This window comes from Mycobacterium sp. ZZG, assembly GCF_054786995.1.
In genome coordinates, this window is sequence record NZ_JBTBFV010000002.1 from 36,336 (window position 1) to 48,596 (window position 12,261).

The window sequence follows — 12,261 nt, forward strand, 5'->3', positions numbered from 1 at the left end:
CCCGTCCTCATAGCGGATTCACAGCCGGCACCTAACCGGCGCTGACGGTGGCGGCGCATGATCACCGTCATGAACGAAGTGACACCACCTCCGGGCGAGCCCGAACCTGTGACCGGGCCGGTCTCGACTCCACCTCGGGCGCAGCCGCCCGTCCCGCCGGTGCCACCCCAGCCGGCCTATGTCCAGCCGCCGCCGGGCCAGCCGCCGCCGGGCCGGCTCACCAAGGCGGCGCTGTGGGTCGGCATCGCTGCCGGCGCGGTGTTCATCGTGGCCGTCATCTTCTTTTCCGGAGTATTCGTCGGCAAGAACCTCGACGGCGGGCCGCGCTATCACCACCGCGGATCCGACATGGTGGGCCGCCCCGGCCCGGCGATGTTCCCGATGGGCCCGCACGGCGGGTTCGACCGGGGGCCCGGGAACGGCGGACCGTTCGGATCGGGCGGCCCGGTGATCGACGTGCCCCGTCAGCCCGGCGGGCCGGGGGCTCCGACGACGGCCGCGCCACCGCGACCCTGATCGTTTCTCTCGGGATGTTTTGAGCGGCATTTGGGTACCCGGGCCACCGAGGACGGCTCAGCCCGATGCCGCCACTCCCGAGGAGACGACATGACTGACAAGTTCGCCACCACCGACTCCGGTGCCCCGATTCCCAGCCTCGAACATTCGCTGACCGTCGGTCCGGACGGCCCCATCGTGCTTCAGGACCACTACCTGATCGAGCAGATGGCCAATTTCAACCGGGAACGCATCCCGGAACGGCAGCCGCATGCCAAGGGTGGCGGCGCGTTCGGACAGTTCGAGGTCACCCACGACGTGTCCGCGTACACCAAGGCGGCGTTTCTGCAGCCCGGTACGAAAACCGAGATGCTCGCCCGCTTCTCGACCGTGGCGGGGGAGCGCGGCAGCCCGGACACCTGGCGTGACCCGCGCGGGTTCGCGCTGAAGTTCTACACCTCTGACGGCAACTTCGACATGGTCGGCAACAACACCCCGGTGTTCTTCGTGCGTGACCCGATGAAGTTTCAGAACTTCATCCGCAGCCAGAAGCGGCTGGCCGCCAACAACCTGCGCGACCACCACATGCAGTGGGACTTCTGGACGCTCTCGCCGGAGTCCGCGCACCAGGTGACCTGGCTGATGGGCGACCGCGGCATCCCGAAGACGTGGCGGCACATGAACGGCTACTCCAGCCACACCTACAGCTGGCTCAACGACTCCGGGGAGCTGTTCTGGGTGAAGTACCACTTCAAGACCGACCAGGGCATCGACTTCCTCACCCAGGAGGACGCGGACCGGCTGGCCGGAGAGGACGCGGACTACCACCAGCGCGACCTGTACACCGCGATCGAGGACGGCAACTTCCCGAGCTGGACGCTGCACGTGCAGATCATGCCGTTCGAGGATGCCAAGACCTATCGCTTCAACCCCTTCGATCTGACCAAGGTGTGGCCGCACGGTGACTACCCGCTGCACGAGGTCGGAAAGATGACGTTGAACCGCAATGTCGTGGACTACCACACCCAGATGGAGCAGGCGGCGTTCGAGCCGAACAACATCGTGCCGGGCACCGGACTGAGTCCCGACAAGATGCTGCTGGCGCGCGGCTTCTCCTACTCGGATGCCCACCGTGCCCGGCTGGGTGTGAACTACAAGCAGATCCCGGTCAACGAACCGCACACCGAGGTCCGCGCCTACAGCAAGGACGGTGCGATGCGGATCCGCAACGCGACCGACCCGGTGTACGCGCCGAACTCGATGGGCGGCCCCGAGGCCGACCCGCGGAGGGCCTCGGAAGTGCACTGGGCCTCCGACGGGGACATGGTGCGCTCGGCGTATGCCCTGCGCGCCGAGGACTCCGACTGGGGTCAGGCCGGCACCCTGGTTCGCGACGTCCTCGACGATGCAGCGCGGGAACGCCTGGCGCACAACATTATCGGCCACGTGTCCGACGGCGTGAAAGAGCCGGTACTGTCACGCGTGTTCGAATATTGGCGCAACGTCGACCCCGATCTGGGCAAGAAGGTCGAGGAGGGTGTGCGCGGCGGCTGACCACTGCCGCGTGCTAGCGACCTGCGGGATTCTGACCCGGGTACGGCAGGAGCGCCATCTCGCGGGCGTTCTTGACCGCGGTGGTGACCTGGCGCTGCTGCTGCACTGTCAGGCCGGCCACCGCCCGTGACCGTATCTTGCCGCGCTCGGAGACGAACTGCCGCAGTGTCGCCGTGTCCTTGTAGTCGACGTGCTCGATTCCCAGGCTCGTCAACAGGTTTCGCCGCTTCTTCACGGGCGCGGCCGCTCGCCGCTTCGCCGTCACCAGCTCGACTTCCGGACACCGGGTAGTTGGCCGTCGTGCGCGAGCTCTCTCACCCGCACGCGGGACAGCCCGAACTTGCGCAGATGCCCGCGGGGCCGGCCGTCGATCGAGTCGCGGTTACGGACTCGTACCGGGCTGGCGTCGCGGGGTTGACGGTTCAATTCGGACTGCGCGGCGCGCCGGGCCTCCGGTGACGTGCTGGGGCATTTGATGATCGCCTTCAGCTCGGCTCGGCGCCCGGCGTGGCGTGCCACCAGCTCGCGGCGCCGCTCGTTCGCAACGATCTTGGATTTCTTGGCCATCAGCGCTCCTCGCGGAAGTCGACGTGCCGACGCGCCACGGGGTCGTACTTGCGCAAGGTGATCCGGTCGGGGTCGTTGCGGCGGTTCTTGCGGGTGATGTAGGTGTACCCGGTGCCCGCTGTGGAGCGCAATTTGACCAGAGGGCGAATATCGTTGCGTGCCATCAGATTTTCTGCCCTTCGCGGCGCAGGCGCGCCACCACCGATTCGATGCCGTTGCGGTCGATCACCTTGATGCCCTTGGCGCTGACGCGCAGTGTGACCCGACGCCCCTCGGACGGCAGGAAGTAGGTCTTGGTTTGGATGTTGGGGTTCCAGCGACGGCGGGTGCGGCGGTGCGAATGCGACACCGCGTTGCCGAACCCCGGCGCTCGGCCGGTGACCTGGCAATGGGCGGACACGACACTCCCTTCTTAATGGAAATCATTTTCGACAAGCTCGTGCCCAGACTGTACCGTGATCGAGAGCTTATTGAAAATCATTCCCATTAGAGGAGGTCAGATGCGGATGCGCACGCCGGTCGTCGTCGTGACGGGACAGAGCGACACCGACGGGGTCGCCGATGTGCTCCTGGGTGACGCCGGAACGGCGTGGGTGGAGCACCGGTTCGACGGGCACGTGGTGCACCGCAGCACCACCGTCGTCTCCGACGGGGTGACTGTCGTCGAGGACGCGGTGCTCGAGCTCACCAGGTGCTGCGTGCACTGCACCGTGCGTGAAGATCTGATCGCGCACCTCACCCGGTTGCACCGCACACCTGGCGTGGACCGAATCGCCGTGCGTCTGGCGCCGTGGATGGAGCCGGAACCGGTGTGCTTCGTCCTCGGCCACTCCCGGGCGGCGCGGGACGTGACGGTGGCGGCCGTCGTGACCACGGTGGACACCGCGACCTGGCTCCCGCAAGCCCTCGGCGACGCCGAACTCGACGACGGCCGCACCGTGGCCCAGGTGGTCGTCGGACAGGTCGAGTTCTCCGACGTGGTCGTCCTGAACCGGCCCGAACCGGAGACCCTCGCCGTCGTCCGGCGGCTGACCCCGGCAGCCCGCGTCACTGTCGGCACCGAGCGGCTGAACCAGGCGCTGGCGCACCTGGAGCCGCAGGCACGACGCGGCCGTATCGACGATCCTCACGGGTCGCTGCTGTCGGGTCAGCCCCCGCTCGCTCCGGCAGGCGGCGTCGGCCTCATGGAGTTCCAGTCCCGGCGTCCCTTCCATCCTGCCCGGCTCCATACGCCGGTCGATCTCCTCCTTGAAGGGGTGGTCCGCACCAAGGGGCGGCTGTGGCTGGCCACGCGACCCGAGCAGGTGGTGTGGCTGGAGTCGGCCGGCGGCGGACTGCGTGTCACACCGGCGGGAAAGTGGCTGGCGGCCATGACTTCTCGTGAGGTCGCCTATGTGGCCCCGGAGCGACGCGCGATGGCGGACCTGATCTGGGACTACCGGCACGGGGATCGGCATACCTCGATGACCGTGCTGGTGTGCGGAGCGCAGCCCGCCGAGATCCGCGACGCGCTCGGCGCAGCGCTGCTCACGGACGACGAGATGCAGCAGCCACAGGACTGGCGCCGCTACGAGGATCCGTTCGGCATATTCCTCGACGGGCATGCCGGCGAGGGCCGGCTGGCATGATCGGGTGAATGAGCATCGGAAGGACTGACGTGTCGGCCGCGGCGGTCGCCGCGGCCGTCATGGCGATGTCGGTGGCGTCGGCAGCCCCCGCACAGGCGCGTCCGTCGGATCCCGGCGTCGTGAACTACGCGGTGATGGGCAAGGGCGCGGTCGGCAACATCGTCGGCGCCCGCCTGCGGTTCGAGTCCGTGTTCACCCGCCCCTTCCAGGCGTTCTGGGTGGACAACCCGGTCTGCAACAACTGGGCTGACATCGGACTGCCCGAGGTGTACAACGACCCCGACCTCGCGGCGTTCAACGGCGCCACCACCCACGAGTCGCCCACCGACATGGCACATTTCGTCAAGCAGGCGGTCGGGGTCTTCGCGACCGCCGAGGCCGCCGACCGCGCGTTCTACCGGCTCGTGGACCGCACGGTCGGCTGCGACGGCCAGACCACGGCGATGCACCTGGACAACGTCACCACCCAGGTGTGGACGTTCACCGGCGGCCCGACCACCGCCACCGACGCGAACTGGGTCAAGCAGGAGGCCGGCACCGACCGCCGGTGCTTCGTCACCACCCGGCTGCGGGAGAACGTGCTGCTGCAAGCAAAGGTGTGCCAATCGGGCAACGGCGGCCCGGCGGTCAACGTGCTGGCCGGCGCGATGCAGAACACACTGGGGCAATAAGTCGCGCAGATGTCATCCAGGCGTCACCGGTGAAATCGCGGGACTTTGTCGGTCCGCTCTGGAAGATAGGAGAGGGCAGCGACCGTTCCACACCCGGAGGGGGTGGCTGATGGCAAGCACCATGGCGTCCGGCGAGGTCGCCGGAGCACGCGTGGATTCACTGACCAGCGCGGAAATGGCGGCACACCGCATCGTCGACCGGTGCCTGACGGACAGTCCGGTGGGGCCGGTGGGCCTGGAGATCGAGGCCCACTGCTACGACCTGGCCGATCTCCGACGCAGGCCCGGCTGGGATGAACTCACGGCGATCATCGCCGCGCTGCCCCCACTGCCGGGCGGCAGCCTGGTCACTGTCGAACCCGGCGGGGCGGTGGAGTTGTCGGGTCCCCCCGCCGGCGGCGTGGCCGCCGCGGTGGCGGCGATGGCCGCGGACCGGGCGGTGCTTCGGGACGCGTTCGGCCGGAACGGGCTCGGGCTGGCGCTGCTGGGCGCGGACCCGCTGCGGCCTGCCGTGCGGGTCAACCCCGGCGCCCGGTACGCGGCGATGGAGACGTTCTTCCGGGCCAGCGGCACCCCGGCCGCCGGAGCGGCGATGATGACCTCGACCGCCTCGGTGCAGGTGAACGTCGAGGCGGGCCCGCAGCCGGGCTGGGCCGACCGGGTGCGGCTGGCGCACGCGCTCGGGCCCACGATGATCGCGGTCACCGCGAACTCGCCGATCCTCGGCCACGACTTCACCGGTTGGCAGTCCACTCGGCAACTGGTCTGGAGCCGCCTGGATTCCGCCCGGTGCGGGCCGATCCTCGGGGCCAGCGGTGCCGACCCTGCCAGCGACTGGGCGCGCTACGCGCTGCGCGCGCCGGTGATGCTGGTGCACAACCCGGATCCGGTGCCGGTCACCGACTGGGTGCCGTTCGCCGACTGGGCCGACGGGCGGGTGCTGCTCGGGAACCGCAGGCCGACCGCCGCCGACCTCGACTATCACCTCACCACGCTGTTTCCGCCGGTGCGGCCCCGTGGCTTTCTGGAGGTGCGCTACCTCGACAGCGTCCCGGATCCGGTGTGGCCCGCCGTGGTGTTCACGCTGACCACGCTGCTGGACGATCCGGCGGCGGCCGACATCGCCGCCGAGGCCACCGAGCCGGTGGCCACCGCATGGGACCGTGCCGCCCAACTCGGACTGCAAGACCGCCGGCTGCGACGCGCCGCCGTGCGGTGCGTGCAGGCCGCGGCCGAACGCGCACCCACCCGACTCGAGGAATCGATGGCGATGCTCGTACGTTCGGTGGAACAGGGTCGCTGCCCGGCCGACGATTTCGCCGACCGTGTGGTGGCGTACGGGATCGCGCCCGCGGTCACCGCACTGGCACAAGGGGAGTTGTGACGACACGCGAGGTACTCGCCGGCGAACTGACCAGGGCCAGGGACCGCACGCTGCGGCTGGTCGACTTCGACGATGCCGAATTGCGGCGCCAGTACGACCCGCTGATGAGCCCGCTGGTCTGGGACCTCGCCCACATCGGCCAGCAAGAGGAGCTGTGGCTGCTGCGCGGCGGTGACCCGAACCGACCCGGGCTGCTTTCCCCGCAGGTCAACGATCTCTACGACGCCTTTGTGCACTCCCGCGCCAGCCGCGTCGACCTGCCGCTGCTGCCGCCGACCGACGCACGAAGCTACTGCGCGACGGTGCGCGGCAAGGTGCTCGACGCGCTGGACGCGCTGCCCGAGGACCACCCCGACGCCTTCACGTTCGGATTGGTGGTCAGCCACGAGAATCAGCACGACGAGACCATGCTGCAGGCCCTGAGCCTGCGGTCCGGTGCGCCGATCCTCGATCGGGGAGCCGAGCTGCCGGCCGGCCGGGCCGGGGTGGCCGGGAGCTCGGTCCTGGTTCCGGCCGGTGAGTTCGTGCTGGGCGTCGACGCACTGACCGAACCCTTCTCGCTGGACAACGAGCGGCCCGCACACATCGTCGACGTGCCCGCCTTCCGCATCGGCCGCGTGCCGGTCACCAACGCCGAGTGGCAGCAGTTCGTCGACGACGGCGGCTATCAGCAGCCGCGGTGGTGGTCGGACGCGGGCTGGGCGCACTGCCGGCAGGCCGGCCTGACCGCCCCGCTGTTCTGGAACGCCGGAACCCTGGCGGGTACCCGCACCCGCTTCGGGCACGTCGAGGACATCCCGGGGGATGAGCCCGTCCAGCACGTCACCTACTACGAGGCCGAGGCGTACGCGGCGTGGGCCGGCGCCCGACTGCCCACCGAGATCGAGTGGGAGAAAGCCTGCGCCTGGGACCCGGTGAGCGGGACCAAGCGGCGATATCCCTGGGGGACAACCGAACCCACCACCGACATCGCCAACCTCGGCGGTGCAGCGCTGCGCCCGGCGCCCGTCGGCGCCTACCCGCACGGCGCGTCGGCCTACGGAGCCGAGCAGATGCTCGGCGACGTGTGGGAGTGGACGACGTCGTCGCTGCGGCCGTGGCCCGGCTTCACGCCGATGATCTACGAGCAGTATTCGCAGCCGTTCTTCGACGGCACCGCGTCCGGCGAGTACCGGGTGCTGCGCGGTGGGTCGTGGGCGGTGGCGCCGAACATCCTGCGCCCCAGTTTCCGTAACTGGGATCACCCGATCCGCAGGCAGATCTTCTCCGGCGTGCGGCTGGTGTGGGATGTGTAGGCACCTGGGCTGGCTCGGTGATCCCGTCTCGATCGCGTCATTGGTGCTCGAGCCACCCTCGGGACTACTGGTGCAGTCGTATTCGCCGCGCCGACAGAAGCACGGGTTGATGAACGCCGACGGATGGGGCGTGGGCTTCTTCGACGGCCCGGTGGCACGACGCTGGCGCAGCGCCGCACCGCTGTGGGGTGACACGTCGTTCGCGTCCGTGGCCCCGGCGCTGCGCAGCGGCTGCGTAGTCGCCGCCGTGCGGTCCGCCAGCGTGGGCATGCCCATCGAGGCCTCGGCGTCGGCGCCGTTCACCGACGGCGCCTGGCTGCTGTCCCACAACGGGCTCGTCGACCGGTCGGTGCTGCCGGCCTCGCCGCACGCCGAGTCGGTCAACGACAGCGCGCTGCTCGCGGCACTGATCTTCGACCGCGGCATGGACGCACTCGGCGACACCGTGGCAGAGGTGGCCGCCCACGACCCGAACGCACGCCTGAACATCCTGGCCGGCAACGGTTCCCGGCTGCTGGCCACCACCTGGGGTGACACGTTGTCGGTCCTGCGCCGCGACGACGGCGTGGTGCTCGCCAGCGAACCCTACGACGACAACCCGGCCTGGCAGGAGGTTCCGGATCGTCACCTCGTCGAAGTCGAAGGCACACACGTGCACCTGACCCCGCTGAAAGGATCGTGATGTCGCCTCCGTCCTTGTCACTGACCAACCATCTCGCCGCCGACGCCGCCGAGGAGGCGTTGCGCCGCGACGTGCGGCACGGCCTGACCCGGTACCCGAAAACGCTTCCGCCGAAATGGTTTTACGACGCCGTGGGCAGCGACCTGTTCGATCAGATCACCCGGCTGCCGGAGTACTACCCGACCCGCGCGGAGGCACAGATCCTGCGGGCCCGCGCCGCCGAGATCGCCGAGGTCTCCGGGGCGGACACCCTGGTGGAGCTCGGCAGCGGAACGTCGGAGAAGACGCGCACCCTGCTCGACGCGCTGCGCGACCGCGGGGCGCTGCACCGCTTCATCCCGTTCGACGTGGACGCCTCCGTGCTTCAGGAGGCGGGCGCGGCGATCCAGCGCGAATATCCCGGCGTCGAGGTCGACGCCGTGTGCGGCGACTTCGAGGAGCACCTGGGTGAGATCCCGGCGGTGGGCCGGCGCCTGGTGGCGTTCCTGGGTTCGACGATCGGCAACCTCACCCCGGAACCGCGCGCGGCGTTCCTGACCGCGGTGGCCGCGTTCATGCGGCCCGGCGACACGCTGCTGCTGGGCACCGACCTGGTCAAGGACACCGGCCGGTTGGTGCGTGCCTACGACGACAGTGCCGGCGTGACAGCACGTTTCAACCGCAATGTGCTCGCTGTGGTGAACCGCGAGCTGGGCGCCGACTTCGACCTCGACGCGTTCGAACACGTCGCGCTCTGGAATGGACAGGAGGAACGCATCGAGATGTGGCTGCGGTCGACGCGCCCACAGAGCGTGCGCATTCCGATGCTGGATCTGGACGTCGAGTTCGCGGCCGGTGAGCAGATGCTGACCGAGGTGTCGTGCAAGTTCCGGCCGTCCGGCGTCGAGCGGGAACTCGCCGCCGCCGGCCTGCGCCGGACCCGGTGGTGGACCGACGAGGCCGGGGACTTCGGCCTGTCGCTGGCGGTCAAGTGAGTCTCGCCGACACCTGGCGCGCGGCACGGCCGCCGATGGCGGGTGTCCACGTCGACAGCGCGGCCTGTTCCCGCCAGAGCACGGCCGCCATCGACGCTGCGGCCCAGCATGCCCGCCACGAGGCCGAGGTCGGCGGGTACGTCGCCGCCGAGGCGGCCGCGCCGGTACTGGACGCCAGCCGCACGGCGGTGCGGGCACTGACCGGGATGGCCGACGCCGCAGTCCATTTCACCACCGGGTCCCACCACGCGCTCGATGTCCTGCTCAGGGACTGGCCGGGGGAACGCACGCTGGCCTGCCTGCCCGGTGAGTTCGGTCCGAACCTGGCGATCATGGCGCGCAACGGGTTCCGTGTCGAGGTGCTTCCGGTCGACGAGTTCGGCCGGCTCGATGTCAACGCGGTCGGAGCCGCGTTGTCGTCGCACCTGCCGGCACTGGTGCACTTCACCGTGCTGGGCAGTCACCGCGGCATCGTGCAACCGGTGCACGACATGGCGCTGGCATGCCGGGGGCACGGCATCCCGCTGATTGTCGATGCGGCTCAGGGTTTCGCGCACCTCGACCTCACCGGGATCGGTGCCGACGCGGTGTATTCGTCGTCGCGGAAGTGGACGGCCGGTCCCCGCGGGGTCGGCGTGCTGGCCACCCGTCCGGGCCTGCTGTCGGAGGACACGGTGACCAGGCTGGAGCGTGCCGAGACGAACGTCGGCCTGCACGTGAGCTTTTCGGTTGCGGTGGGCGAGCACGTCGCGGCCGGTCCCGCTGCGGTGCAGGCCCGGCTGCGGGAGGTCGGCGCGCTCACCCGCGCGGCATTGGCCGACGTGCCGGGCTGGCGGGTCGTCGAGCATGTCGATGAGCCCAGTGCGATCACCACCTTGGAGGCGACCGACGGCGCCGACCCGATGACGGTGCGTGCCCAGCTGATCGCCGAGCACCAGATCGTGACGACTTATCTGGGCACCGAACGTGCGCCTCGCGAGATGCGCCACCCGGCGCTGCGGATCTCGCCGCACGTCGACGTCACCGACGCCGACCTGGACGCCGTGGCCAAGGCGCTCACCGCGGTCACACGCTGACGGTGTCCGGCTCGGCCGCGGAAGTACGCAACCGCACCGGCATCTGTCGCACTCCCGGCACCATGGTGGCCTGCATCCGCAGTACCGCGCCGTCCAGTTCGATGTGGTCGAACCGGTCCAGCAGTTCGTCGAACAGCACGCGGGCCTCCAGGCGCGCCAGCTGCGCGCCCAGGCAGGAGTGTTCGCCGCAGCCGAAAGCCAGGTGCGGGTTCGGGTTTCGGGTGATGTCGAGCTGCTCTGCGGTGGGCCCGAACACGTCTTCGTCACGATTCGCCGACCCGTACAGCATGGTCACGTACTGACCCTCGCGGATCAGGCGCCCCCGGATCTCGACGTCACGGGTGGCGCACCGCGTCATGTTCGCCACCGGCGAGGTGTAACGCAGCAGCTCTTCGACCGCCGTCGGCACCAGCTCGCGCCGATCCCGCAGCAGCTGGAACTGGTCGGGGTGCTCGATGAGCGCCAGCGTGCCGAGCGCGATCAGGTTGCGGGTGGTCTCGTTGCCCGCCACCAAAAGCAGCAGGCAGAACTGCAGGAGGTCCTGATCGGTGAGCCGCACCCCGTCGACCTCGGCGGCCACCAGCACCGACAGCAGGTCGTCGGAGTCGCGCAGGGAGCCGTCGCGGCGGCGCGCGATCTGCACTTCGAAATACTGGTACAGCTCGCCCAGCGCGGCGAAGGTGTCCAGCTCGACGTCCGGGTCGTCCATGCCGACCGTCGCGTCCGACCAGGTGCGGAACTGCTCCCAGTCCTCGTCGGGAGCGCCGAGCAGTTCGGCGATCATCCGGGTCGGCAGCGGTGCGGCCACCTGTTCGGCGAACTCGGTGCCCGACGGGTCGATCGCGTCGAGCGCGTGTCGGGCGAACCTGCGCAGCTTGGGTTCCAGGATCGCCACCTGGCGGCGGGTGAAGCCCGAGTTGATCAGCTTGCGCAGCTGGCGGTGCCGCGGCGGATCGGTGAAGATCAGGCTGCCGTCCAGCACCGGATTCTCGATCGCCGGGTCAGGGACGGTGATGCCTCGGGCCGACGAGAACAGCGCCGGATTCGTCGAGACGTAACGGATGTCCTCGTATTTGAGCAGGGCCCAGAATTGGTGTTCGTCGTTCCAGCACACCGGGTCGGTGGCGCGCAGCTCGCGGTAGGCGGGGAACGGGTCACCCGCGTAGAACGCCGGTGAATGCAGCGGGTGGGACGTCTGCGGCATCAGCTCTCCTCGGTCATGGTGCGGCGCGGGATGTCTCGGTGTGACGGCTGCGCAGCCCGGCGAGGATGACCTGCAGCCCGTGCTGGAACACCGACTCCGCACCGTCGGCGGGGGTGACCCCCAACCCGCGGTGGCGCAGGTGATGCTCCAGCTGCACCGATCCGAGCAGGTGGATGTAGAGCACCACGTGGGCGGCTGCGACCTCGTCTGCGGGCCAACCGGATTCGGCCATGATCTGGCGCACGGTGCGGTCCATCGCGTCGGCGGCCCCGGTCAGCGGACGCTGCTGCAGCATGGCGGCCACCCCCGGGATGTCGATCATGACCTTCCACGCGTTGGTGTAGAGCATCCGGGTGCGCTGCTCCCAGTCGCCGTCGACAGGAACGGCGATGCTCTCGATCACCGATTCGGCGAGCAGATCGAGCAGCGCGGCCTTGTCCTTGACGTGGTAGTACACCGACGACGCAGAGGTGCCCGCCTCGGCGGCCAGCGCGCGCATCGTGACGTTCTCGACCCCGACCCGGCGCGCCAGCTCGAGCAGGTGCTTGACCAGGTGGTCGCGGTCGAGCGCGCCGTAGGGCAGCGACGCGCCAGTTCTGCGGGTCCGTGCCACCATGCGCCTTTCGAACACTGTTCTGTTTCGAACGTTGTTCGGATTCAAGCACCGGCGCACCCGGTGGTCAAGGGCGTGTGTGATCCGCCGCGCATCTGGTTATCCCAGCCTCACCACG

15 protein-coding genes are annotated in these 12,261 nt (G+C 69.4%); 9 read left to right on the plus strand and 6 right to left on the minus strand.

Annotated features, from left to right (window positions below; genetic code table 11):
- Positions 1–69 precede the first annotated feature (69 nt).
- Positions 70–516, plus strand: coding sequence for a hypothetical protein (locus ACXMYJ_RS01655; RefSeq protein ID WP_460353565.1), 447 nt, complete (start codon positions 70–72; stop codon positions 514–516).
- Between the two features lie 90 nt (positions 517–606).
- Complete coding sequence (locus ACXMYJ_RS01660; protein ID WP_260755695.1) at positions 607–2,049, plus strand: catalase; 1,443 nt, start codon at positions 607–609, stop codon at positions 2,047–2,049.
- A gap of 13 nt (positions 2,050–2,062) precedes the next feature.
- Here the strand turns inward: ACXMYJ_RS01660 and rpsR are convergent, their stop codons facing one another.
- From rpsR to rpmB, 4 genes are read right to left on the minus strand one after another with little or no spacing between them, the layout of a single operon-like run.
- The gene (rpsR, locus tag ACXMYJ_RS01665; protein WP_260755694.1) at positions 2,063–2,314 is read right to left on the minus strand and encodes a 30S ribosomal protein S18; all 252 of its coding nucleotides are present in this window, start codon (positions 2,312–2,314) and stop codon (positions 2,063–2,065) included.
- Positions 2,311–2,616, minus strand: a complete 306-nt coding sequence (gene rpsN, locus ACXMYJ_RS01670; protein WP_443187246.1) for a 30S ribosomal protein S14 — start codon at positions 2,614–2,616, stop codon at positions 2,311–2,313. The genes rpsR and rpsN overlap by 4 nt, the downstream gene beginning before the upstream one ends.
- Positions 2,616–2,780, minus strand: a complete 165-nt coding sequence (gene rpmG, locus ACXMYJ_RS01675) for a 50S ribosomal protein L33 (RefSeq protein WP_260755692.1) — start codon at positions 2,778–2,780, stop codon at positions 2,616–2,618. The genes rpsN and rpmG overlap by 1 nt, the downstream gene beginning before the upstream one ends.
- Positions 2,780–3,016 carry a 50S ribosomal protein L28 gene (gene rpmB, locus ACXMYJ_RS01680; RefSeq protein WP_260755691.1) on the minus strand — a complete coding sequence of 79 codons (237 nt, stop codon included), beginning with the start codon at positions 3,014–3,016 and terminating at the stop codon, positions 2,780–2,782. Before rpmB ends, rpmG begins: the two co-directional genes overlap by 1 nt.
- Positions 3,017–3,122: 106 nt before the next feature.
- Here rpmB and mrf point away from each other — a divergent pair, with 106 nt between their 5' ends.
- The 7 genes from mrf (at position 3,123) to egtE (ending at position 10,326) form a co-directional block, all read left to right on the plus strand.
- The gene (mrf, locus tag ACXMYJ_RS01685; protein WP_460353790.1) at positions 3,123–4,244 is read left to right on the plus strand and encodes a ribosome hibernation factor-recruiting GTPase MRF; all 1,122 of its coding nucleotides are present in this window, start codon (positions 3,123–3,125) and stop codon (positions 4,242–4,244) included.
- Between the two features lie 8 nt (positions 4,245–4,252).
- On the plus strand, positions 4,253–4,915 hold the full coding sequence (locus ACXMYJ_RS01690; protein WP_460353570.1) for a sensor domain-containing protein: 663 nt from the start codon (positions 4,253–4,255) through the stop codon (positions 4,913–4,915).
- A 109-nt stretch (positions 4,916–5,024) separates the two neighbouring features.
- Entirely contained in the window at positions 5,025–6,299 is a 1,275-nt protein-coding gene (gene egtA / locus ACXMYJ_RS01695) for an ergothioneine biosynthesis glutamate--cysteine ligase EgtA (protein ID WP_460353574.1), read from the plus strand.
- Positions 6,296–7,594 (plus strand): ergothioneine biosynthesis protein EgtB, encoded by a 1,299-nt coding sequence (egtB, locus tag ACXMYJ_RS01700; protein ID WP_460353576.1) that lies wholly within the window; start codon positions 6,296–6,298, stop codon positions 7,592–7,594. The genes egtA and egtB overlap by 4 nt, the downstream gene beginning before the upstream one ends.
- The gene (gene egtC, locus ACXMYJ_RS01705; protein ID WP_260755687.1) at positions 7,587–8,276 is read left to right on the plus strand and encodes an ergothioneine biosynthesis protein EgtC; all 690 of its coding nucleotides are present in this window, start codon (positions 7,587–7,589) and stop codon (positions 8,274–8,276) included. The genes egtB and egtC overlap by 8 nt, the downstream gene beginning before the upstream one ends.
- A complete protein-coding gene (gene egtD / locus ACXMYJ_RS01710) occupies positions 8,276–9,250 on the plus strand; it encodes an L-histidine N(alpha)-methyltransferase (RefSeq protein ID WP_260755686.1) in 975 nt (324 codons plus the stop codon). The genes egtC and egtD overlap by 1 nt, the downstream gene beginning before the upstream one ends.
- A 35-nt stretch (positions 9,251–9,285) precedes the next feature.
- Positions 9,286–10,326 (plus strand): ergothioneine biosynthesis PLP-dependent enzyme EgtE, encoded by a 1,041-nt coding sequence (egtE, locus tag ACXMYJ_RS01715; protein ID WP_260757841.1) that lies wholly within the window; start codon positions 9,286–9,288, stop codon positions 10,324–10,326.
- Here egtE and ACXMYJ_RS01720 read toward each other — a convergent pair.
- The gene (locus ACXMYJ_RS01720) at positions 10,316–11,530 is read right to left on the minus strand and encodes a cytochrome P450 (RefSeq protein ID WP_443187241.1); all 1,215 of its coding nucleotides are present in this window, start codon (positions 11,528–11,530) and stop codon (positions 10,316–10,318) included. The two genes, egtE and ACXMYJ_RS01720, sit on opposite strands and share 11 nt — an antisense overlap.
- A 13-nt stretch (positions 11,531–11,543) precedes the next feature.
- On the minus strand, positions 11,544–12,146 hold the full coding sequence (locus tag ACXMYJ_RS01725; RefSeq protein WP_443187240.1) for a TetR family transcriptional regulator: 603 nt from the start codon (positions 12,144–12,146) through the stop codon (positions 11,544–11,546).
- Between the last annotated feature and the right edge of the window lie 115 nt (positions 12,147–12,261).